The organism is Gracilimonas sp. (genome assembly GCF_017641085.1).
Classification (GTDB): Bacteria; Bacteroidota; Rhodothermia; order Balneolales; family Balneolaceae; genus Gracilimonas.
On the sequence record NZ_JAEPPI010000001.1, the window covers coordinates 1,082,648 to 1,106,790 of the forward strand.

General features: G+C 43.9%; 17 protein-coding genes. 9 read left to right on the forward strand and 8 right to left on the reverse strand.

Annotated features, from left to right (window positions below; translation table 11 throughout):
- A complete protein-coding gene (locus JJ941_RS04680; protein WP_290962502.1) occupies positions 1-1,902 on the forward strand; it encodes a type II and III secretion system protein in 1,902 nt (633 codons plus the stop codon).
- A gap of 6 nt (positions 1,903-1,908) precedes the next feature.
- Here JJ941_RS04680 and JJ941_RS04685 read toward each other — a convergent pair whose 3' ends face one another.
- Positions 1,909-2,691: an alpha/beta hydrolase gene (locus tag JJ941_RS04685; RefSeq protein ID WP_290962503.1), complete on the reverse strand. Its 783-nt coding sequence runs from the start codon at positions 2,689-2,691 to the stop codon at positions 1,909-1,911.
- A 267-nt stretch (positions 2,692-2,958) separates the two neighbouring features.
- On the opposite strand from JJ941_RS04685, the gene JJ941_RS04690 reads away from it, so the two are divergent.
- Entirely contained in the window at positions 2,959-3,768 is an 810-nt protein-coding gene (locus JJ941_RS04690) for a 1-acyl-sn-glycerol-3-phosphate acyltransferase (RefSeq protein ID WP_290962504.1), read from the forward strand.
- A 123-nt stretch (positions 3,769-3,891) separates the two neighbouring features.
- Positions 3,892-4,566 carry a DedA family protein gene (locus JJ941_RS04695; RefSeq protein ID WP_290962505.1) on the forward strand — a complete coding sequence of 225 codons (675 nt, stop codon included), beginning with the start codon at positions 3,892-3,894 and terminating at the stop codon, positions 4,564-4,566.
- Positions 4,567-4,638: 72 nt separating this feature from the next.
- Here JJ941_RS04695 and JJ941_RS04700 read toward each other — a convergent pair whose 3' ends face one another.
- A complete protein-coding gene (locus tag JJ941_RS04700; protein ID WP_290962506.1) occupies positions 4,639-6,867 on the reverse strand; it encodes an NADP-dependent isocitrate dehydrogenase in 2,229 nt (742 codons plus the stop codon).
- A gap of 505 nt (positions 6,868-7,372) precedes the next feature.
- Here JJ941_RS04700 and mutL point away from each other — a divergent pair.
- Positions 7,373-9,220, forward strand: a complete 1,848-nt coding sequence (mutL, locus tag JJ941_RS04705) for a DNA mismatch repair endonuclease MutL (protein WP_290962507.1) — start codon at positions 7,373-7,375, stop codon at positions 9,218-9,220.
- A 493-nt stretch (positions 9,221-9,713) separates the two neighbouring features.
- The gene (locus JJ941_RS04710) at positions 9,714-10,829 is read left to right on the forward strand and encodes a DUF3524 domain-containing protein (RefSeq protein ID WP_290962508.1); all 1,116 of its coding nucleotides are present in this window, start codon (positions 9,714-9,716) and stop codon (positions 10,827-10,829) included.
- 482 nt (positions 10,830-11,311) lie between these two features.
- Here the strand turns inward: JJ941_RS04710 and dnaB are convergent, their stop codons facing one another.
- Positions 11,312-12,826 carry a replicative DNA helicase gene (dnaB, locus tag JJ941_RS04715; protein ID WP_290962509.1) on the reverse strand — a complete coding sequence of 505 codons (1,515 nt, stop codon included), beginning with the start codon at positions 12,824-12,826 and terminating at the stop codon, positions 11,312-11,314.
- A 121-nt stretch (positions 12,827-12,947) separates the two neighbouring features.
- The gene (locus JJ941_RS04720; protein WP_290962510.1) at positions 12,948-13,475 is read right to left on the reverse strand and encodes a GNAT family protein; all 528 of its coding nucleotides are present in this window, start codon (positions 13,473-13,475) and stop codon (positions 12,948-12,950) included.
- Positions 13,476-13,636: 161 nt separating this feature from the next.
- On the opposite strand from JJ941_RS04720, the gene JJ941_RS04725 reads away from it, so the two are divergent.
- Positions 13,637-16,801, forward strand: a complete 3,165-nt coding sequence (locus JJ941_RS04725) for an ATP-binding protein (protein ID WP_290962511.1) — start codon at positions 13,637-13,639, stop codon at positions 16,799-16,801.
- The gene (locus JJ941_RS04730) at positions 16,788-17,162 is read left to right on the forward strand and encodes a response regulator (protein ID WP_290962512.1); all 375 of its coding nucleotides are present in this window, start codon (positions 16,788-16,790) and stop codon (positions 17,160-17,162) included. The genes JJ941_RS04725 and JJ941_RS04730 overlap by 14 nt, the downstream gene beginning before the upstream one ends.
- 3 nt (positions 17,163-17,165) lie before the next feature.
- Here the strand turns inward: JJ941_RS04730 and JJ941_RS04735 are convergent, their stop codons facing one another.
- Positions 17,166-17,966, reverse strand: a complete 801-nt coding sequence (locus tag JJ941_RS04735) for a uracil-DNA glycosylase (RefSeq protein WP_290962513.1) — start codon at positions 17,964-17,966, stop codon at positions 17,166-17,168.
- A gap of 49 nt (positions 17,967-18,015) precedes the next feature.
- Entirely contained in the window at positions 18,016-18,543 is a 528-nt protein-coding gene (locus tag JJ941_RS04740; protein WP_290962514.1) for an RNA methyltransferase, read from the reverse strand.
- Between the two features lie 121 nt (positions 18,544-18,664).
- Between JJ941_RS04740 and JJ941_RS04745 the strand changes: the two genes are divergently transcribed.
- Entirely contained in the window at positions 18,665-19,900 is a 1,236-nt protein-coding gene (locus JJ941_RS04745) for a TCR/Tet family MFS transporter (protein ID WP_290962515.1), read from the forward strand.
- Position 19,901: 1 nt separating this feature from the next.
- Here the strand turns inward: JJ941_RS04745 and sulP are convergent, their stop codons facing one another.
- Together sulP and JJ941_RS04755 are read right to left on the reverse strand one after the other, a co-directional pair.
- Positions 19,902-21,635 (reverse strand): sulfate permease, encoded by a 1,734-nt coding sequence (sulP, locus tag JJ941_RS04750; protein WP_290962516.1) that lies wholly within the window; start codon positions 21,633-21,635, stop codon positions 19,902-19,904.
- A gap of 3 nt (positions 21,636-21,638) precedes the next feature.
- A complete protein-coding gene (locus tag JJ941_RS04755; protein WP_290962517.1) occupies positions 21,639-23,426 on the reverse strand; it encodes an SLC13 family permease in 1,788 nt (595 codons plus the stop codon).
- A gap of 243 nt (positions 23,427-23,669) precedes the next feature.
- Between JJ941_RS04755 and greA the strand changes: the two genes are divergently transcribed.
- A complete protein-coding gene (greA, locus tag JJ941_RS04760) occupies positions 23,670-24,143 on the forward strand; it encodes a transcription elongation factor GreA (protein WP_290962518.1) in 474 nt (157 codons plus the stop codon).

Below are 24,143 nucleotides of genomic sequence, written 5' to 3' on the forward strand. Positions count from 1 at the left end.
ATGAAAGCAACATTCTACACAAAAGGTTTTTTGTCATTAGTCCTTTTCGGCTTGGTAAGTTTACTACAACCGCAGCTTGTACATGCTCAGGTAGTCGATCCTCTAAAAGAATACACCAATCCGGAAGAGATCGTAGCTTTCGACAAAAGCACGACCTACAACGAGGCTATTGAGATAATTAATACCTTTGCCCAGGAATTTGAAAACAGGTTTATTGTTGACAATTCTGCTTACAGCGGAACCATTGGTGTGACGTTGCCAGCCATGCACTGGAAAGATGCGCTTCAATACATCATGCGGTTTAATAACCTTGAGCTGGAAGAATACGAAGACTTTTATGAAATAAATGTTCCGGCACCTCCTACTACTGGAACTACAACTCAGGCTTCAGGTGGGGGTTCTAACGCATCTCAGGGCCAACCTCCAACAGCTACAACCCGAACGCAGGAAGTGCGTATTAATGCTACATTTTTTGAAGGGAATAAAAGAGCACTTCAGGAAATCGGGATAGACTGGTCCACACTGACAAGTGACGTACCTGCTAATTTGGGAGATTTTGTAGGTGCTGATGGGAATCAAGGCATCCCATCTACCGATTTTAACGATCAGTTCGTATCCGTTAACTCCTACAACGCTGCCAGTGTTTCTCAGAATGCCTTTAACGCCCTTGTTAATTTAGGCGAAGTCGGTCCCGGAATCAGTGTACAAGCGTTATTCAGTGCTTTTGAGGCTGATAACCTTGGTAAGGTTTTGGCTACTCCATCTATTAAAGTAGTGGATGGCGAAGAGGGAAATATCCAGGTAGGGCAGGATTTCTCTATTAAACAGCGTGATATAGCCGGTAACGTGACGGATAACTTTATTAGTACAGGAACCATTCTTACCGTAACTCCTGAAATTATCAGTCAGGGCGACACCTCTTTTATCTATCTCTCGCTGGAAGTAGAACGTTCTACCGTTCTGCCCGATGTAGTTAGTACCATTGTAAACAAACAGGAAGCAACAACTTCAGCTATCCTGCTGAATGGCGAAGCAACCTATGTTGCCGGATTGTATCGAACGGAAGAATCTTCAGTGCGAAGGGGAGTTCCCATTCTCAAAGATTTACCGGGTTGGTTCTTTGGTCTCCGTTATTTATTTGGATATAACTCCAAAGACTATTCCGAGAATGAATTGATTATCATCGTGCAGGCTGAGTTGATTAAACCGGTTTCAGAACGAATTTCAGATCGCAAGCTTACTAAACGCGAAGTGCTGAACAATACCCGCGATGGTATGCGAACCGATTTAGACCGCGTGTTTACCACCGAAACGTTTGATATGCCCGTGGAGGAAGAAATAGCTGAGGCTCAGCAGGAAGAACAACCGGCCATGGACGATTCAACCCTTGCGGAAACGGACAAGGATAATACCCAGCCGGATACCATGACTGTTGAGGAACAACCGGTAGATGCCGAAGAAGAGGATGCACTTACGGATGAGCAACAGGAACTGGCTAAAGATTTAAGTATGCCTGTTGATAAGCCGGAATTAATGGTGGTTGTACCGAAGGCATTCAATTTGGATGAATATCTGGAGTACCAACAGAATGAGCAGCAAGTAGAGACCATGCAGGAAGAGACCTCCAATTTAAAATACTTTGTGATTGGCGGTTCATTTCTTGTTCCGGGTAATGCACAGAACTTTAAATCCACTCTTGAGCAAGAAGGCTATAACACACAAATCCTGTTTAACCCCGAAACCCGATTTAACTACGTAGCTTACGAAGGGTTTGCCGATTTCAATACGGCTGTTGAACGAACGCTTGAAATCAGGGACAGCTTTAACAGTGAAGCGTGGTTGTTTACTCTGAGAAACGGCAACAACCCGAATGCTGAGCGGGTTAACGGCAGCAGCGAATAAAAATAATCAGGAGTGAGCCTTCAGGTACTGAATTGAAACCCGGTTAAAAGCTTCGGGTCGCTCCACGTTGCAAACGTGCCCGCAATTTTCGATTACCTTGAGAGTAGAATTCTTGTGCTTTTCCACGATCTGTTTAACAGGAGGGAGAAACATATAATCTTCACTGCCCATCACGTATAGCATTGGGGATTCAACCTCTTTTTCTTTGAAGTACCGAAGGAGCGGATTAACTTCATTGGTAAGCTTAAACCATCGCAAAAATTCCTTCTGATATAATTTCTTCGCTTCTCGGATAAACAAGTTTCTGGATTTGGCGTGATGTTTCTTAGGCATAATAATCCAGGCAAACAGCTTGTATAACCACATGTAGGGGATGAACCGTTTGAACATGTGCCCGACAAAGACAAGAATTCTGGAGCGGACATTAAGCCGTGTGATGGCCCCACAAAGAATAGAAGATTTGACGCGATTGGGTGCAATTTCGGCAATAGTACGGATGATAATTGTACCAAGGGAGACCCCTATAAAATGAGCCTTTTCAATGTTGAGGTGGTCCAGCACATCCAGAATGTCCTGACTTATAAACTCAAATGAATAGTTCTCTTCATAATACTTCTGAAGCAGATCTTTTGACTTTCCATGTCCGCGCAGATCAACCATAAGCACATTAAAATGCTTCTTGAAATCCCTTAGCTGACTAAACCAGATAGATGAGCTTCCGCCGGCACCGTGCACAAACACGACCCAGTCTCTCTTTTCAGATGATTTATATTCTTTGTAGTACAACATATTTAATGGTACAAATATATATCAATTAAGTAAATATCTAAGCAACTCAAGCTGGCATGCAATTGAAATTAATCCTAATCCAGCCAGTAGCTCTTTATACGTCAGGGAAGCTGTTGATATAATCATTTATGATACGGCTCCTTTCCATAAACTAATTTTGATGATGTAGAGTTTAGATTTCTACCCAAACTGATACCTATATCCACTAACTAAAATCAGCATGACAAAAAGCCCTGTTTTTCTGAAAGAAATTGTTAATTTCTGCCCATGAATTTTCTACGGGCTATTATAAAATTATTCAGCTTTCTGGTTTCAACCTTGTTTTTCTATTCCCTGATTATGCTGTGTCTGTTTGCTTCGGTTGTTGGGTTGAACTATGAAAAATGCCGGGGGTATCTTCTTAGGAGCTGGGGTAAGGTGTGTTGCCGGATAATAGGTATACATATTGAAGTTAAGAACGATGCTCCTGAACCGCCATTTTTGTTGGTTTCCAACCATCTGAGTTACATTGACATTTTCGTGCTATTTTCGCAGTTAAGATGCCTTTTTGTGGCAAAGAGTGATGTAAAAGCCTGGCCGTTAATCGGTTTTATTATTAGAACATGCGGTATTTTATTTATTGACAGGAACAGAAAACGGGATGTAACCAGGGTCAACAAACTCATCTCTAAAAATATAAATACCAATCAGGGCATTATCATTTTTCCGGAAGGGACCACCAGTCCGGGTTACGAAATATTACCATTCCGGTCTTCATTACTGGAATACCCTGCGTCCCGGCAATTTCCTGTTTCTACCGTTGCCGTTTCTTACAGAACCGAACCGGAAGAAGCTCCGGCTTACGAAACCATTTGTTGGTGGGATGATACCCCATTCTTTGTACATTTCTTCAACCTGCTGAAACTAAAATCCTTTACAGCCGTTGTTAATTTTGGTCCGGATGAAATCACGGCCAACGATCGAAAAGTATTAGCTGAACGATTGAAAAGTGAAATTGAGGAACAGTTCGTACCCGTTATTTCTGAAACAGAATTTCTTGATCAAAACAGGGAATTCACACCCATTGCATTCTCTTAATTCCATGAGGAAACTCTGTTCGTGAAGCTTATTCATTTCTGCATATTTCTGATCTTAGTAGTGGGTACAACCGTTCCGGTCTCAGGCACTCCAAAGCAAGCCACTGACTCAGTTTTTCAAGATATGGGGGCTCCAGATACAACCGGGCAGCTTTCTGATACCTTAAAGCTAAAAAAGGACAGCCTTCAGAAGCTGGTGCCTTACCTGGATGACGTTGAGGCTGACTCGAAGAATAAGCTTTTAGTACTGTATATGTTAGCGATCATTCTGGCTACATTTATGAGTGAAGATCTTGCATGTATAGGAGCCGGACTGATGGCTGCACAGGGACTCATTGATTTCTGGCCGGCAGCCATAGCCGCAACAGCCGGAATTTATATAGGAGATTTCACCCTGTATTTTGCCGGTCGGTTAATGGGGAATGGTATTTTCAATATCCCGCCATTTAAATGGATGGTAAAAAAAGAAAATGTGTACAGTGCCGAAGCCTGGTTTGAAAAGAAAGGCCCTGTAATTTTAGTATTGAGTCGTTTTATTCCGGGAAGCCGGTTTCCGGTGTATCTGAGTGCCGGCATCTTAAAAACGGGATTCTGGACCTTCCTTCTATATTTTGGATTAACCGCACTGCTTTGGACGCCCACTTTTGTATGGCTTTCCGTGTTTGCCGGTAATGAATTGCTGCTTTTTTATGAAGCCTATGAAGAGTATGCCGTTTGGGCCGCGTTGGTCGTCTTTATCTTTATTCTTGTTCTGCTTAAATATTTGGTTCCGTTAATGAAGAAGAAGTTTGGGGTTTAAAACGGTTCTTTTCATCCAAAAAAAAGCCCGACTCTTTTCAGAACCGGGCTCTTCAGTTTAGTTTGCTTGAAATTAAACAGACTCAATAATTGAATTCAGGGTTTCGCTGGGCCGCATTCGATCATACACGATGTCACGATTTGGCCAGTAATATCCTTCAATTTCTTCCGGATTTCCCTGGGCAGCGATCAATTCTTCATTGATTTTAGCTTCATTCTCTTCAAGTTTATCGGCTACAGCTTTAAAACGCTCTGCGAGCTCAGCATCTTTGCTCTGGTTAGCCAAAGCCCGGGCCCAATACATAGCCAGGTAAAAGTGGCTGCCTCGGTTATCGTGCTCATTCACCTTACGGGAAGGTGACTTGTCGTTTTGAAGGTACCGGGTATTTGCTTCGTCCAGTGTTTCGGATAGTACCAAAGCACGGTCGTTATCGAATGTTTTGCCGAGGTGCTCGAGGGAAACGGCCAATGCCAGGAATTCACCTAACGAATCCCAACGGAGGTGACCTTCATCCAGGAACTGCTGAATATGTTTAGGAGCAGAACCACCGGCACCGGTTTCAAATAAGCCCCCGCCGTTCATAAGAGGAACGATGGAAAGCATCTTGGCGCTGGTTCCTACTTCCAGAATGGGGAAGAGGTCGGTGAGGTAATCTCGCAGCACATTTCCGGTTACAGAAATGGTGTCTTTACCGTCTTTGATACGCTCCAGAGTAAAACGCATGGCTTTAACCGGCGACATGATATGAATCTCTAATCCTTCGGTATCAAATTCAGGGAGATATGCATTCACTTTCTTAATAAGCTCAGCATCATGTTCGCGGTTTTCATCCAGCCAGAAAACAGCGGGAGAACCGGTTTCACGCGCTCTGCGAACAGCCAGTCCAACCCAGTCTTTGATAGGAGCATCTTTAGTCTGGCACATTCTCCAGATGTCGCCTTCTTCAACCGGGTGTTCTACAACGGTTTCTCCTGCTTTATTGACTACTCGCACAGAGCCACTCCCCGGAATCTCAAAGGTTTTATCGTGAGAGCCGTACTCCTCAGCTTTCTTAGCCATTAATCCTACATTAGGAACACTTCCCATGGTAGTTGGATCGAAAGCGCCGTGCTCTTTACAAAAATCGATTACTTCCTGGTAAATACCGGCATAACTGCTTTCCGGGATCACGGCTTTGGTATCCTGAGTTTCATCATTCTTATTCCACATCTGTCCGGAGGTTCGGATCATAGCCGGCATGGAGGCATCAATGATCACATCGCTCGGAACATGGAGATTGGTGATTCCTTTGTGGGAATTCACCATTGCCAGATCCGGTCCATTTTCATAGCATTTTTGAATGTCTTGCCTGATCTCAGCCTGCTTGTCTTCCGGCAGTTCCTTGATCTTTGCTTCCAGGTCTCCAAAACCGTTGTTGGGATCTACCCCTAATTCTTTGAGCGTTTTACCATGTTTCTCGAATACTTCTTTGAAATACACTTTCACGGCATGGCCAAAAATTATCGGGTCTGAAACCTTCATCATGGTCGCTTTCATATGCAGCGAAAAGAGCACGCCTTTTTCTTTGGCATCTTTAACTTCATTTTCAAGGAAATTAACCAAGGCTTTTTTACTCATAGCCGCAGCATCAATTACTTCACCGGGCTGAAGGGGAGTGCTTTCTTTTAATACCTGAACATTACCATCGGTATCCACAAACTCGATTCGGACATCATCGGCATCAGGTACGGTGACCGATTTTTCAGAATGAGCAAAATCATGGTCATCCATGGTAGCTACGTGTGATTTGGAATCAGAACTCCATTCACCCATGGAATGCGGATTATTTCGGGCATACTCTTTAACCGGCTTAGGGGCCCGGCGGTCGGAGTTACCTTCACGAAGAACCGGATTAACCGCGCTGCCTTTCACTACATCGTAGCGTTTTTGAATCTTCTTTTCTTCTTCGGTTTGAGGCTCTTCCGGGTAGTCGGGAAGGTCATATCCTTTATTCTGCAATTCCTTAATGGCTGCAACCAACTGAGGAATAGAAGCACTGATATTCGGGAGCTTGATGATATTTGCTTCCGGTTTCTTGGCCAGATCGCCCAGCTCAGCAAGTGCATCTGTAACCTGCTGATCTTCTTTCAAATAATCGGGGAAGTTGGCAAGAATACGTCCGGCAAGAGAAATGTCTTTGGTCTCTACATTAACTCCGGCTGCCTTGGTGAATGATTCAATAATAGGGAGGAAAGAATGGGTAGCTAAGAAAGGTCCTTCATCCGTTATGGTATAAAAAATCTTGGCTTTATCAGTGCTCATTTTTTAAATAAATGGTTAATGTTCAATAATTAAATGTGAAGATCGAAAAAATGGTTTCCGAAGAAAAATTCAGGGGCAGGGAGTTTACAAATTTTAGAAGCAAAAGAACATTCGAAAGAATATCGAACATTCAATAATGAAGTACACGGCAAGTACTTTAGCCCAGATTCATTATTCCTGATGGAATGTTCGATATTCACCCGTCAAATTCTGTATATTAGATAAGATTTGGCAACCACCTGCGTTAGCCATCCAAAGCCAATAAAATTGAGGTGTTGTTATGATCAGACCGATGTTCGGCTTCCGGCCTAAACCCAAAAAATTTGATTACCCGTTTCGCTATTACGATCCCGAAAAGGATGAAAAAGAAAAGCGCCGAAAGCGGATCAAATTTGAGACCCATACAAGACGAAGACCGGCACAATTTACCCGCGTGGTTTTTTACGCGGCATGCCTTGCCCTTATTGTTTATTTAATTTCACTTTAAAATACGTACAGACAACCATTGAGCGATACCCGGATTAGCGATTCCATTATACATCAGCTTCCCCCAGAAATAAGTAATAAAATTGCGGCCGGAGAAGTAATTCAACGCCCGGCTTCTGTAGTTAAAGAACTTCTCGATAACGCCATTGATGCCGGCGGTGATCAGGTAAAAATTCTTATCCAAAATGCCGGACGGACCCTGATCCAGGTTTCTGATAACGGGTGCGGAATGAGTAAGGAGGATCTCCCGCTTTGCTTTGAACGTCACGCTACTTCAAAGATTAATTCGGTTGATGACCTTTTTAAAATTCGCACGCTGGGTTTTCGGGGTGAAGCGATGGCTTCTATTGCATCGGTATCCCAGGTAACCGTTAAGACCAAGCGAGCCGGTGATGAAAATGGCTGGGAGTTTGAAGTTTGGGGCGGAGAGGAGAGGGAAATCAAACCCACTGCCATTGATAATGGAACAACTATTGCCGTTCGCAATCTCTTTTTTAATGTACCGGCCCGGCGACAGTTTTTGAAAACAGATGTGACTGAGCTCCGGCATATCCTGAGGACCATTCAATATGCTGCCCTGGCTAATACCGATGTGGCTTTTTATGTGGAAGCCGATGGCGATATCATTTATGATTTACCGGTTCAGGACTTGAAAGACCGGGTTACACAAATTTTTGGAAGTTCCTACAAAGCCAGCCTGATTGAGTTTGGGGAAGAAACCAGCTACGTGAAGATTCACGGCTTTGCATCCGATCCCAAGCTGGCCAAAAAAAGCCGGGGAGAGCAGTTCTTATTTGTGAACGGCCGGCCTTTTCAGCACCGGTACCTTACCCATGTGATATTGAGTTTGTATGATGCATGGACCCGCAATAATGAATACCCGTTTTATGCGCTTTTCTTTGATATTGATCCTTCCAAAGTAGATGTGAACGTACATCCTTCTAAAATGGAGGTGAAATTTGAAGACGAACGCAGTGTGATTCAGCTTGCACGGTCGGTAGTGAACCGGGCTTTGAATAAACATTTCCAGGTGCCCAATATTCAGCAGAATCAGGATGCTTTTTTAAGTGATGATCCGTCCAAAGGATTTGATTCAGGATTCAGTTTTAACAAGCCCCAGTCGTCCGGGCAAAGCGGAGGCGGATTTCAAATTCCATCCCGAATCAATAATCGCTCTTCCAATATTGGAGGGAGAGGGGATGAATTTGGAGAGAAATTGTATGGAGGCGGTTCACCACAACGACCCAACTACTCCGAAGCTGAAAACTTTGATCCTGCCGAGGATGAGCAGAAGAAAGTGACTCAGGAGAAGGGGTTCTGGCAGTTGCATAACACGTATATCCTCACTCAAACCCGAACCGGGCTTACGGTCATTGATCAACATTTGGCCCATAAGCGCATCATTTTTGAAAAGGCGATCAATGCCACTGAAGAAGCACTTCCAAGTACACAGCAGCTGTTATTTGCGCAAACTCTGGAGCTTTCTGCATCCGATTATACGCTCCTGAAAGAGCTGCATTCCATTATTCAGCGGATGGGTTTTTCCGTACAGCTGCTCAGTGGAAATACTGCGATGATCAACGGCGTTCCGGCTGATATTGAAATCGGGAATGAGGAAGAGGTGCTAATTTCGATGCTGCACCAGTATCAGGAGCTGGGCCAAAAGGTGAAGCTGGAAGCCCGGGAGAAGCTGGCCATCGCTTTTGCGGCTAAAGCAGCCATTCCCCGCGGTAAAAAACTCACCGAACAGGAGATGGAGGGACTCGTGGATCAACTTTTTGCCTGTGAGCAACCGTATCTGGATCCATTGAAGAAACCCACGATCAGCTACATCCCGCTGGATGAGATACAGTCGAGGTTTAGGTAGTTTGCGTCATCCTGATCCCGAATGCTCGGGAGAAGGATCTTGCCTTTTGCGAAGCATCGTATGTTTTCTTTAACCGGATTTTGCTACTAACCCTTTAGTGGCAAAAGTAGTCTTCCTAATCATTTCGTGGCAAAGATTCTTCGGGCGTACCCTCAGAAAGACTTAATGTTGTTTGTTGAGCCCCACAGAGGAACCAGTAAATGTCCCACGTCATTGCGAGGAGTTTAAAATATCGAATGTCGGGTTGGGGTGAATAACGACGAAGCAATCTCCCCGAATCGACCTCCCAAGTGGCTTAGGGAGATCGCGTCGTCGTAAAGCATAGAGGCAAAAACATCACCACCAAGCCTCCTCGCGATGACGTATTACAGTTAATCCTGGAAATCCTCTCCATCCTGAAAATCATGGTTCAAAACCTTCTTAACACTACCATTATTCGGTTCAGTAATAAATTTCTTATACTTATCGCTTTCTCAAGATTTAGATTGGTTACATGAATATTCTGGCGGTAGAACCATTTTATAGCGGCTCGCACAAGGCTTTTTTAAAAGGACTGGAAAAGCATTCCCGCCATAATATTATTCCCATCAAGCTTAATTATAAGGGGTGGAAATGGCGGATGCACGGTGACTCGGTTTCACTGGCTGAAATGACCAAGAAGGTGGATGAGAATATCAATCTGTTGCTTACCAGCAGCATGACTAATTTACCGGCGTTCATGGCGCTGACTAATCCCCGATTTGCTCACACACCGGTCATTATGTATATGCATGATAACCAGTTTACACGCCCCATTCCGGAAGGTGAGAGCAGAGATTTGACCTACTGCTATATTAACTATCTGAGCATGCTGGTGGCTGATAAACTATTGTTTTCTTCTCAGTTTCACCTGGATGATTTACTGGAAGCCCTGCCTAAATTTTTGGATAAGTTTCCGGATACCAATCAATACAATACCGTTGAACGTATTGCAAAGAAGAGTATCGTCATGCACCCGGGGCTGGATCTTTCCAGTTTTGACAAGCAGCCGGATACCCGGAATCAGAATGAAAACCCGGTGATTGTCTGGAACCAGCGCTGGCAGTTTGACCGGAATCCCGCCATGTTTTTCAGAGTGCTAAACCGGCTGAATGATATTGATCTGAAATTCGACCTGATTTTAGCAGGGGATACTCAGCACGAAAAGCCCGAAGAGTTTGAGAAAGCCTGGCAGCGGTTCGGGCAGCAGATCACCCATTTTGGGTATGTGGATGACAAGGAAAATTACAGCAAACTACTCCATTCTGGTGATATTGTGGTTTCTACAGCCAGTTATGAATTTTTCTGTGTGGCTATAATGGAAGCCATTTATTGCGGCTGTCATCCGCTGGTACCCAACTCATTGCACTACCCGGAACTGATTCCACAAAGCCTGCACGACCCGCTTTTACATGCCCCGGTTTTATATGAAACGGAGGACGATCTTTTTCATCACCTAAAAGATTTGCTGACCGGTAAAACCAAATCCCTGCCTAAAAATTCCCTTCAGAATATTAACCGACACCTGGACTGGAAGAAGCGGATCAAAGATTTTGACCAGCTTTTTGATGAAGTGGTTGAGGCTAAGTGAAATCGGCTTTGGTAGGGGTTTACTTATCAACCAATGGGAGTCATCCTGAGCGAAAGAAAGCAGAATCAGGATTAAGATGTTAATCGCGAAGGATCTAAGCCAGAAAAATTTGGCAGGCATTTCGTGGCTAAGATTCATCGCTCCGCTCTGAATGACTTTATCCTCGTTCCGCCGCTCTGCTGCGCAACGCATGATGGAAGCTCAGCTTCCTGCTCTTTCTGGTTAATGTGAGGCAGAGCCTCGTTAGGGTATTCCGGAGCGGAGCACCGGAACGAGTTAAATGATCCTGCTTGACAGCCTTTGCTTCTCGGTCTGACGGCTTAAAGTCCGTCTGACCGTTGCTATTCTGCTTAGCAGGCCCATTCAGACAATCCATCAGACGGGTAATCCGTCAGATGGATCTCATATCCTTATCAAGCATCTAAATTAGTTCCTGTCAAAGAATCTTAGGGAGTACCTTCAGAGTGAATTCGGATTCTTAATTAAAACGGGGCGTCTTCGTCGGGGGCGGGGCTGTGTGGCATGGGAGGGGCGTCGTTTCCGCCGCCATTATTACCTCCACCATCACCAAGAAAAGGATCGTTATTCTCAGCTGAGGTGAGATTCTCAAACCGGGCGTAATCTTTCACAAAGTACATCATCTTGCTGCCAACCGGTCCGTTACGCTGTTTCCCGATGATCACCTCGGCAATACCCGCGGTTGATTGTCCTTCAGCGGTGGTTGTAATACCATAATATTCTGGACGATAGAGGAACATTACAATATCGGCATCCTGCTCAATAGAACCTGACTCACGAAGGTCAGATAGCTGCGGACGTTTATCTCCACCACGCTGCTCAACTGCACGTGAGAGCTGTGAAAGTGCAATTACAGGGACATCCAGCTCTTTGGCAAGACCTTTTAGTCCACGTGAAATGGAGGCGATTTCCTGCTCACGACTTCCGATGTCTTTGGCGTTCGACTGCATCAGCTGGAGGTAATCAATTACGATGAGTCCGATACCTTTTTCACTTTTCAGTCGCCGGCATTTAGTTCTCAACTCCATGAGGCTGATACCGGGTGTGTCATCAATATAAATTTCTGCACTAAACAGGCGACTGGCTGCATCAATCAGCTTGCGGAAGTCCTCATCTTTTAGGGTACCTTTTCGGGCTTCATCAGCACGAACGCGGGCTTCCATAGTTAATAAACGCTGAACTAAAGACTGATTAGACATCTCCAAACTGAAAAGGGCAATCGGGGTTCGGAGTTTTTCATCCGGATGCATAGCGGCGTTACGAGCAGCGGTTAATACAAAAGCGGTTTTACCCATCGAAGGTCGGGCTGCTATAATAACGAGATCTCCTTTTTGCCAGCCGGCGGTCATGTCATCAACGGCAAGTCCGGACGGTACCCCGGTAATTCCATAATCTTTACCACGAAGGTCTTCCAGGTAGGAGAGCGTATCCTTCAAAAGCTTTTCAACCGGAACGGCAGAACTTCGGCTTTTTTGGTTGGAAAGGTCAAAAATGCGCTGCTCGGCGGTATCCAGCACATCGTATGCATCGCTGGTGGTGTCGTAGGCATCTTTGATGACATCGTTACTTGCCAGGATCAGGTTCCGTTTGATAGCTTTCTCAATAATGATCTGAGCATGATACTCGATGTTAGCCGAAGAACTCACAGACCGGGTAAGGTCAGATAAATAGGTTGGGCCGCCACAAGCATCCAGCAGGTTGTTGTCTTTGAGCTCGGTTTCTACCGTGAGCAGATCCAGCGGATTGTCCCGCTCATACAGATTAGATAGCGTTTCAAAAATATGGCGGTTGGCGGTTTTGTAGAAATCGGTGGGCTTCAACATTTGGAGAGCAATGGTAGCCGCTCCGTGTTCAATCAGCATGGCACCTAATACGGCTTCTTCAACTTCTACGGCCTGGGGAGGAACACGCCCGCCTTGTTCCAGAACTTTATCATCATTCTTATAATTGTTGCCGTAAGATCCGTTCTTTTTTGCCATGATTGAAACTGAAAACTAAAGGGTACTGCTGAAATCCGAACTTCGAAAATAGGTATAATATGAAAGCAAAATGAGATTCTTTTTAAACAATTTTTGAACAGGGTTATCCACATTGCGTTAATTAATCGGTACTCAATTTGGAGTAGATGTCAATGTCGATATAGCGCCCGTTTTTTATCTCTGCATTTCGCATGGTTCCTTCGAAGGTGAAGTTGAGTTTATCGAGCGCTTTTTTGCAGTTTGTGTTTTGGCTCTCTACAAATCCTTCAATGCGGTGGAGGTTCAATTCTTCAAACCCATGTTTAAGAATGACCGGGATCGCTTCGCCCATAAAACCGTTTCCCCAAAATTCAGGCAGCAGCCAAAATCCAAATTCTGCCTTTTTATGATCCCGTTCGATATCGTTAAGTCCACCCGCGCCAATAAACTTCCCTGAACCCTTCAAGCAAATAGCCCACCATGCACCGGTTTCATTTTTTTCGTGATCAGCAAACCATTTCATTTGCTCTTTGGCTGACTCCCTGGTCTCAAAACTGATGCCGTAATACTTAATGATGTCCGGGTTGGATAGACCTTTAAACACATTATCGAGGTCGCTTTCGGTAAAGGAGCGGAGAATAAGTTGTTCAGTTTTAAGGGTGGGAATCATGTGGCTTGTTAGCTTTGATTAATAAAGTAATAATATATAATGCATAAACTTTAAACATTGTATATTTGGCCCGATATTTCTGTTAAGGACTATTCAAGAGAAGCTTTAGTCATCACGAGATTGCTGATAATATTTTAAACTAAAAATATCTTCCTTTAGGTTTGAAGTTCTTTAACTACTTTCTGTTCCGCTTTTTACTTTTTGTATTGATGCTGTTTGGGCCCGTTAACCTGGCGGCCCAATTCTACCCGGCAAAAACATATTCCATTGTAGATGGATTGCCCTCCAATGCCATCTATGATGTTGTTCAGGCAGATAACAGCGTTATGTGGTTTGTTACATCCAAAGGTGTTACAACCTATGATGCACACGAATGGCAGGTATTTCCGGATAGTTTGCAGTTACCCACTTACCTGAGTACCAAAATTGTTAAAAGCAGTGACGGACATATTTGGGTTGCAGGCAAAAACGATACCGAATATGTCATTAAGCTTTTTGATGACCAGAAGTGGAGTACCATTGCATTTCCTGAAACCTGGAGAGAGAAACAGTCTGCTTTTTCGTTTGAAGTTATGACGACCGGAGATCAACATAAGATCGTATTGGCCGGTATGCGGGAAGTGCATCTATACTCTACAGAAACCAAACAGTGGAAGCAGCTTACATTTTCCGGAGGGATTAATCCTGCAATCAATTCTACAGTTAATATCGAAGACCGTGTCTATATAAACACTCGGAAAGGACAATTTGCTATAGAAAATTGGGAGATTGTCAGAAGTGAATACGCGCCTTATTTCCATGAATTTCAGGATGTACTCACGGTTACAAAGAAAGACAGCATTCTGTATGTATTAGGGTTCGATTGGCTGGCAAAAATTGAGGATGATAATTTTAAGCTGCTTTCAGACAACTTGGGTATAAAAGTTCGCTCTACCTATAACCGCCATTCTTTAGTGATTGATCAACGCAACAGGATTTTCTTCAGCAGTAACTCACGTGTAATGCAATTTAACAGCGTGACGGGCAAAACCATACCACTTGAAGTGAATGGGCGCACCAATAATATCTTCTCCAACAAACTGTACCTGGATAAAGAACAAAATATATGGTCGGTTGATAATCGGGGGTTGTTCAAGTTTAATATCCTGAATTTTAAAAGTTATAACAGAGATTCCGGACTTGCTGAAAATGAGGTAAGCGCCATTTTTGAAGCAACTGATGGTACGCTATATATAGCTAACCCTTCTCACCTTCATGTTTTGGAGGATGGGCAAATATCCAGGCAATATTCACTCAAAACAAATCAAGACAGGCCAACTCGGTTATCGCAAATAACAGAACATTATGATGGTTCTCTTTATTTAGCGGCTGGTGCTGCAGGTTTATACCAACTAAAGAACGGAGCATTATCGCCAGTATTTGAAAGTCATTCCATCCAATATGTTACGGGAGTACAAAGCTTTGATGGGCATATTTATTTCTCCAATTCGGAATTCATTTACCGAATAGAGGAGGATGGTACATTCTCAAAATTGAATGAAGAGGCCTTTTATTACATTCGCAACATTGTTGAATTAGATGAAGATAAATTGGCTTTTCTTAGTGCACGGGAAGGTTTGTACCTCTACAAAGATGGAGAAGTAACGAACTACAATTCAGGCCTGATTAACTACAATAACATCTACGATGCTGTTTATTGGCAAGATCGCCTGTTACTTGGTACTTCAGCCGGATTAGCCACTCTGGATGGAGATCAGATCACTCCATTTCAAATCAGTAATTTTGATGATGTGGTCTTTTCTTTACTGGTTGACCGAAAAAGTCAGTTGTGGATTGGTACTTTTAACGGAGTGTTTAAATGGGATGGCCAAACTCTGGAGCAATTTTCGGTGGCACAGGGACTGACAGGAAATGAAATCAACAGGAATGCTTTAATACAGGATAAAGAAGGCGATATTTGGATTGGCACCGAACTGGGAGTGAGCGCTTACGATGAGGACGAGGATATGTCGGCCGAGAAAGATCCGGACTTATACTTTACATCCGTTCGTACTGAAGATAATCGTGAATTGACTTTAGCTACTTCCCCTGAACTTGCATACACTCAGAATACGCTAACGTTCCGGTTCAAGGGAATCTCTTTCCTATATAATGACCGTATTTTTTACCGCTACCGGCTTTCGGGATTGGAGGACGACTGGAATTTCTCTAACAATTTTAGCAATCCCGGTGTCACCTACCGAAACCTCGATTCAGGCTTTTACACCTTTGAGGTGCAGGCACGGAATGAAATCAGCGACTGGAGTGAATCCAGGGAATTTACCTTCACCATTGCAAAGCCTTTTTACAGTACCTGGTGGTTTTTTGGTTTAGCCGTCATTTTGTTCGCTGTGATTATATACATAGCTCTTCGTTTGCGCTATCTGTATTTGATTACCAAGCAAAAAAAGCTGAAGGAAATGGTTGAAGATCGAACCCGAAGTATCACCGACAAGAACCTTCAGATCAAATCAAAAAATGAAGAACTGCTTCAGGTTAATAAAGAACTACATGAAAAGACGGACTCACTGAATTCGGCTTTAAATAAATTAGAAACAGCACAGGTTAAACTTGTTCAAAAAGAAAAAATGGCTGCTTTAGGGGTTTTAACAGCCGGTGTAGCTCATGAAATCAACAACCCTGTCAACTATATTAAATCTGCTTCAGAGCTCATCAGCCAGATGATAGAAGAGGAAGACGATAAACTGGTTATCGAAGAGAAAGAGGTTTTTCAGGAAGTGTTCAAAACCATTGAAATTGGTGTAGGGCGCATTGTGTCAATTGTAAGGAGTCTGAGTTCATTCAGCAGAACGAATGAGACTGACAAAGGTGACTGTGACATCAATAGTATTTTTGACGAGTGTTTGCTGATTTTGAAAAATGAGTACAAAGGCCGCGTAGATATTGTGAAAGACTACAGCGAGAAGGCGGTCACCATTCAGGGCAATGAAGGCAAGTTATATCAGCTGTTCACTAATATCATTATGAATGCCATCCAGGCCATAGAAGGAGAAGGGGTTGTTTCTATAAAAACTTGGAATAAAGATCATACCGTTTATATTGAAGTGAAGGATACCGGGAAAGGGTTTGACGAAACCGTAAAAGAGAAATTGTTCGATCCCTTTTTCACTACAAAAGAACCAGGAAAGGGTACCGGATTAGGTTTATCCATTGCTTATAACATTGTGGAAGAACACAACGGTGAAATTCATTATGATTCAGCTCCCGGTGCAGGGACTACCGTAACCGTTAAATTCCCTGAAAAGCAGGTTAATGATGTCGTCTAAACCGTCCATACTGTATGTAGATGATGAACACATCAATCTTTTCTTATTTGGCAGGTTGATGGATAAATACTTTAAAGTTATTACGGCTATATCAGGGCCCGAAGGTTTGCAAAAACTGGAGAATAACCCTGAAATTAAATTGGTTATTACCGATTTAAGAATGCCGAAAATGGATGGCTTGGAGTTTGTCAAAAAAGCAAAAAGCCATTTTGGAAACATCCCTTATGTGATTTTATCCGGCTTCGAGAAAAGCGATGAGGTCAAAGAAGCCATTGATGAAGGTTTGGTACAGGAATACATCCAAAAACCGTATAGTTCTGAAGTAGTAGCAAACCGGATCATGGAATGTATTTCAAACTGATGATCAGGGTTGCCCACCCAATTCATCGTATCTTTTTCTGAGCAATTGCACATCTTCCCAGGTAGGCCGCTTGTACTTTTGGTTATAGAGCAAGGCTGCCGGGTGATAGGTAACCATCAGTTCCCGCCCATGAAATTCATGGAATGTGCCTCTCAGATTACCCAAAGAAGTTTCTTTATCCAGCAGGGTTGTTGCTGAGATCCTTCCCACACATAAAATGAGCTTCGGATCTATCAGTTCAATCTGCTTAAGCAGGTAGGGCAGGCTTCGCTGACGTTCTTCCGGTTCCGGGTCCCGGTTATCAGGCGGGCGGTGTTTTAAAATGTTGGCAATATAAATATCAGACCGTTCGAAATTGATGGCTGCCATTATTTTATCCAACAGCTGCCCGGCCTGGCCCACAAAAGGCTCTCCTTGTTGGTCCTCGTTGTAACCAGGAGCTTCTCCAACAATCATCAGGTCGGCTTTAGGGTTGCCTACACCAAATACAAGATTGGTACCTTCCAGGTCTGTTTTCAGTTCTTCAGCTTCCTCACAAAGCGCTTTAAGTTCATCGAGCGTAGAGCATTCCTCAATGAGTTCTGCGGGTGATTTCTGAACCTCAATTTCCGCTTTGTTTTCTTCAGAAACTTCGGCCTGTTGCTGATTCTGTGGTTCAGATTTATAGGGCGTATCCGGCTCTTGAACCTGTTTATTTTCAATCTCGGATTTGTCCTCCACCTGCACGGAAAAATCACCATACATTTCCCGTTGTTGTTGAAGAAAACGGGTGGCTTTTTTTAAAAATTCTTTAGGGTCGTCCATGAATTAGCTGTTAAAACGATTTTTTACCATTGACTAAGATAAAGCCTGCTCACCACAATTTCTCCAACATTGCATACAGAACTACTCCGGCTGCCACCGATACATTCAGGGAATGCTTTTGCCCAAACTGTGGAATGGCCACAAAGCAGTCGATATGGGGAAGCAGTTCATCATCAATTCCGGTGACTTCATTCCCCAAAACAATACAGATTTTATCGTATGATTTCGGATCAAAATCAGGCAGGGAAACACTATCTGTGGTTTGTTCCAGTCCGGCTATATAGTATCCTTCTTTTTTCAGCTTTCTGATAGCCTCAGTGCCTTCCTCCACATACGACCACTCCACAAATTCCTCAGCTCCGATTGCTGTCTTATTGATTTCAGGCCGGGGTGGAGTGGGAGAATAACCGGAAAGCACAATCTCTGAAACCCCAAAAGCATCTGCTGAACGAAATATTGAACCCACATTGTGCAGGCTCCGGATATTATGAACCAGTACCTTTAAGCTGCTCAGCTTTTTGGGAGCTGTTCTGGAGAGGTTCTCCTTAAGAATTTCTTTCGTAGTTAGTTTGTTCAAAGCCAGTGAATAGTTTAAAATTTCTTCAGAAAAAGCCTCATTACACACTAATGATTGTTTAACTTTGAGGCCAACATTATCCGCACAAAATATCATTGTTCAGGCATCATTGCATTAATTCATGAAACAAAAGAGAAGCGCAGCGCTCATCTTCATTTTTATTACGGTATTGGTGGATGTAATCGGCCTGGGCATCATCATACCGGTAATGCCGGCTCTCATAATGGAGCTTACAGGCGGTGGATTAAGTGAAGCTTCGCTATATGCCGGCTGGATTACCTTTACTTATGCGGCAACTCAATTTCTGTTTGCCCCTGTAATTGGCGGGCTCAGCGACCGGTTCGGCAGAAGGCCGGTTCTGTTATTCTCATTGTTGGGTTTTGGATTGGACTATATCCTGCTCGGTTTTGCGCCCACCATCGTTTGGTTGTTCATTGGGCGGTTTCTGTCCGGGATTACCGGAGCGAGCTATACCACAGCCAGTGCATACATTGCGGATATCAGTCCGCCCGAAAGACGGTCACAAGACTTTGGTCTGATCGGCGCCGCTTTTGGCTTAGGATTTATAATCGGGCCATCTGTGGGGGGTATTTTAGGCGAATACGGAGCAAGAATTCCGTTTTTTGCTGCAGCAGGACTGGTGTTAGTAAACATGATGTACGGCTATTTTGTACTTCCTGAATCTCTTTCTAAAGAAAACCGGCGACCATTTGACTGGACAAGGGCCAATCCGTTCGGTGCGCTCAAGCAAGTAAAGAAGTATCCCAAAATTGCGAGCCTGGTCGGAGTTTTCTTTTTGGTTTATGTAGCCAATCACGCCACACAAAGTACGTGGACCTATTTTACGATGGAGAAATTCAGCTGGAGCGAAATGAGGGTGGGACTTTCTCTGGGAGTAGTGGGTTTATCAGTTGTGGCTGTACAGGGAGGATTGATCAAAGTGGCTATTCCCAAACTTGGCAACAACCGGACGGTTTATTTTGGGTTGATGATGTACGTGCTTGGTTTTCTCGGCTTTGCCTTTGCCAATCAGGGGTGGATGATGTTTGCGGTGATTGTTCCGTTCTGCGTAGGCGGATTAGCTACACCGGCTTTGCAGGGCATTATTTCTAATGAAGTCCCGCAAAATGCTCAGGGTGAATTACAGGGTGCGTTAACCAGTCTCATTAGCTTTTCGGCTATCTTTGGTCCGCCTATGATGACGAATCTGTTTGGGTATTTTACTTCAGATATAGCTCCGTTTTACTTTCCGGGGGCACCTTTCTTTCTTGGAGCGGTTTTGGTGACTGTAGCTATTCTTTGGGCTACAAAGTCGTTAGGTATTAAAGAAAAGATAGTGGTGTACGGGGATGACTAACTCATGCGCTGTGGTCGGAATAATCGGATAGTCTTGAACCCTCATCACTGTGATCCTGCTTTCTGAGGGCAGCTTTAACGGCTTCGTGGACGGTGCTGTAAATTCGGTCACTTTTCACAAACGCACCTATTTCTGACCGGCGTATTACATCTCTCACCGGTCCGATTAATCCTGATAAATACAGCTCTATGCCATATTTGTTGAGTGTTTCGATGATCATCATCAGCGTATCCATAGCTGAAACATCCAGATCTCCTATGGTGCTGCCATCTATAATCACATATTTGGGAGAGGTGTTTCGGTTCATGCTTTCTTCCAGAATGTAATTCTTGAAGAATTCGGCATTCACAAATGAAAAAGAAGCATCGATACGGAGAATGAGGACGCCCGGAATCTTTTTGGCGTTATCGAAACGTGAGATGTTTTTAAAATCGCGGGTGCCGGGAATTAATCCGAGCTCTGCAACCGTAGGCTTGCTCATTTTGATGAGTAGAGCCAGTACCGAAGCAATAATGCCAATAATAATGCCTTCCTGAATCCCAATAACCAATACGCTGGCAAAGGTAATAAAAGCTACCACTGCGTCTCTGCGCTTGGTATTAATCAGGAACCGCAGTTCTTTAATGTCAATCAAGCTGCTCACTGATACCACGATAATGGCCCCAAGCAAAGGTTCGGGGAGCACCTCAAAAAGAGAGGTTAAAAACAGGAGGGTTAGCAAAATGAGTATTCCTGCAAAAATATTATTGATGGAAGTTTTAGCTCCGGCCTGTTCGGCGATGGCTGACCGGGAAAAACTGGAAGAAACCGGCAACGATTGAAACAATCCCCCCACGATATTACTGCTTCCGATCGCGATGAGTTCCTGATTGGGGTTTACGGTATAGCCGTGCTTTCGGGCAAATGATTTTGATAGAGATGCTACGGTCATAAACTGAACAAGTGAAAGCGTTAAAGCATTGGGCAACAGTGATTTTATCTCCTCATAACTGGTGTTGTGAAGAGCAAAATCAGGAAGTCCGGAAGGGATATCTCCAATTTGAGAAATACCGAAATCAGCAATGTTTACAAAAGAAACAACCAGTATGGTAAGCACCACCAGAATCACTGACTCCGGCAGATGGGAGTAGAACCTTTTCATCCCCGCTAAAAAACAAATAAACGCAATAGACAGAGCCAAAGATGGAGTATGAACCTGGTCTAAATGACCGGACAGGTGATAAAAAATCTCATGAATATACTGGGTGTTTGGAATGTCAATATTTAGGAGCGTTCCCATCTGGCTGGCAATGATGATAATGGGGGCTGCTATGGTGAACCCGGATATGACCGGCCTCGAAAACAGGTTGAAGGCAAAGCCAAGCTTAAATACCCCCATCAAAACCTGTAATATCCCGGTCAGCACGGCAATCATAACGGCGAGAATTGCCTTTTGAGTGAGATCATCTCCGGCAAGAATGCCTAAACCTGCTGCCAGAATAAGCATGTCGATGGCTACCGGTCCGATTGAAATATGTCGGGAGGTCCCGAAAAGCGGATAAATGAAAAGCGGTAGCAGCCCGGCATATAGTCCATAAATTGGGGGCACACCGGCGATAACTGCATAAGCCATGCCCTGAGGAATCAATACAACACCTACGGTAGCTCCGGCCACAATATCGTTTTTCAGCTTGCTGATATCGTAGTTGCTGAGTACCTCGAGAATGGGTAAGTATTTTGTAAGCAATTTCTTCATTTGTTAAAACGACCAAAATAACGGGATAGCAAAGGTACCGATAATCCAGAACAAGAGGTTAAGCGGGGTTCCGACTTTTACAAAGTCCATGAATTGATACTGCCCCGGGCCAAAAATCATGGTATTGGTTTGGTAACCAATGGGCGACATAAAACTAAGCGAAGCAGCCATGGTCACAGCCACCAACAGAGGTTCTGCATTCACGCCAATGCTGGTGGAGGCTTCAATGGCTATGGGGGCGAGCAGTGCGGCTGTAGCCTGGTTGGAAATCAGGTTGGTGAGCATCATGGAGAGAAAGAAAAAAGCGGAAAGAACAGCTGTTGGACCAAAAGCCTCAAGGTTTGTGATTACGGTATCTGCCAATAGCTGTGCGGCACCGGTCTTTTGCATGGCCACTCCAAGGGGCAGAACCCCGCCCAGAAGAAAGATTACTTTCCAGTTGATGCTTTGATAGGCCTCTTCGTTGGTCAGGCAGCCCGTCAATATCATCAGGATCACTCCGCAAATTGCACTTGCTACGATGGGCAGCAAACCCAAAGCAGCGGTCCCAACAACTCCAAGAATAATGGCAATAGCTACAGGAATTTTGGATTGGTTTAAATCCGGAATGTCAATTTCGGTTGCAAGTACGAATTCTTCTGCCGTTTTAATGTCATTCACCCGTTCCTTTTTAGCATAAAGCAAAACAGAAGTTCCGCTTTGCAAGCGAATATCGGATAGTTTATCCTGCTGAACTTTTCCTTTTTGCCGGATTGCAAGAACCTGGGCTTCATATAACTTATAGAATTCAATATCACGCAAGGGCATTCCGTCATAAGAAGATTCCGGGGCAATTACCGCCTCAATCAGCTGCGCATTACCCATCTCAAAATCTTTATCTTCCCAGTGCTCGGAAGGTTTTATGAGCACATCCTCACGATTCAACAGCTTATTAATCTCCTTTACGCTTCCGCGAATTCTCAGCACATCTTCAGCTTCCAGGGTAATACTTTCACGGTCTGTTTTAGAGGTTCCATCTTTATCAAAAACTTCAACGATATCGAGGTCCAGGTCCTGGATAAGCTTGGTATTCTTTAGAGGAGTATCCACAAAAGGGGACTGGGCATTCAGGATAACGTCAGTAAGGTAACTCTGCATTTCGAAGGTATCGGTCAGCTCCTGGTCTTTGCGCCGCTCAGGAATCAGGTTGATTCCCATGGTGAACAGATACAGAAATCCGGCTGCAAAAAAGATGATGCCGACCGGGGCAAATTCAAACATTCCAAAACCGGCCAGCCCGTTTTCGGTGGCTATGGAATCTACCAGTAGGTTTGTGGAGGTACCGATGAGTGTACAAACACCGCCGAACATCGCTGCAAAAGACATAGGCATCAATAATTTTGAAGCACTTTCCCCCAGGTCTTTGGAAAGCCCGATAATCACCGGAATAAAAATAGCTACTGCTGCCGTATTATTAATGAAGGCAGATATAACTCCGATGGTCATCATTATTATGAAAATGGCCATGCGGTAATTGAGTTGACTAAGCTTAAAAAACCAGTCACCAACAATATTAAGGGCTCCGGTACGCCTGAGTCCTTCGCTGAGAATAAACATACAGGCAATGGTAACCGTAGCCGTGTTGCTGAATCCGGACAGCCCCTCAGCTGGGGTTAGAATGCCGGATACAACCAATGTAGCAAGAAGAATAAGGGAAGTTACATCAAACGAAATCCGCTTATTCACAAAAAGGAATACAGCTAAAACAATGAGGCTGTAAACGAACCAAATTTCAAGTGAAATTCCGAACATCAGCTATATAATATTGAATTAGTTGACGGAGCCTTAGTGGTTAAATAATAAGACACATATCTCATAACTTACTTAATATTACAAGTTCAAAGAAAAAATAGTTTGAATTGTTATATTGAAAACAATGATGGATATACATCCGTTAACATCTTATTTTAGCCTGTTGATGAACAGAAATAGAAAGGCGTCTGCCGGTGGTGGATGGCTTTTTTTATTTAATGAAACCGAACAAAAGAAGAGATTATGAGCAAAGTTCAATACCTCACACAAGAAGGTTACGACAAATTGGAAGCGGAACTGAAAGATCTTAAAACCCGCGGACGACGAGAGATTGCAGAAGAGATAGCAGAAGCCCGGGCTAAAGGGGATTTGAGTGAGAATGCAGAGTATGATGCCGCTAAAGAGGCACAGGGGCACATGGAAGACCGTATCACCAAGCTTGAGGATGCTCTTGCAAACGCCCGGGTATTGGATAAAAGTGAGCTTGATCTTTCCAAAGTGAGGGTGCTTACAACCGTTACCATCCTGAATAAGAAAATGGGCAAGGAGATGAAGTACACACTCGTTTCTCCTAATGAAGCTGATTTTGCAGCCGGTAAAATTTCAGTTGACTCTCCGATAGGACAGGCTTTAATGGGGCGTGAGATTGGTGAAACGGTAGAAGTAGAAGTGCCTGCCGGTAAGCTCGAACTGGAAGTGAAAAATATCGAAATCTGA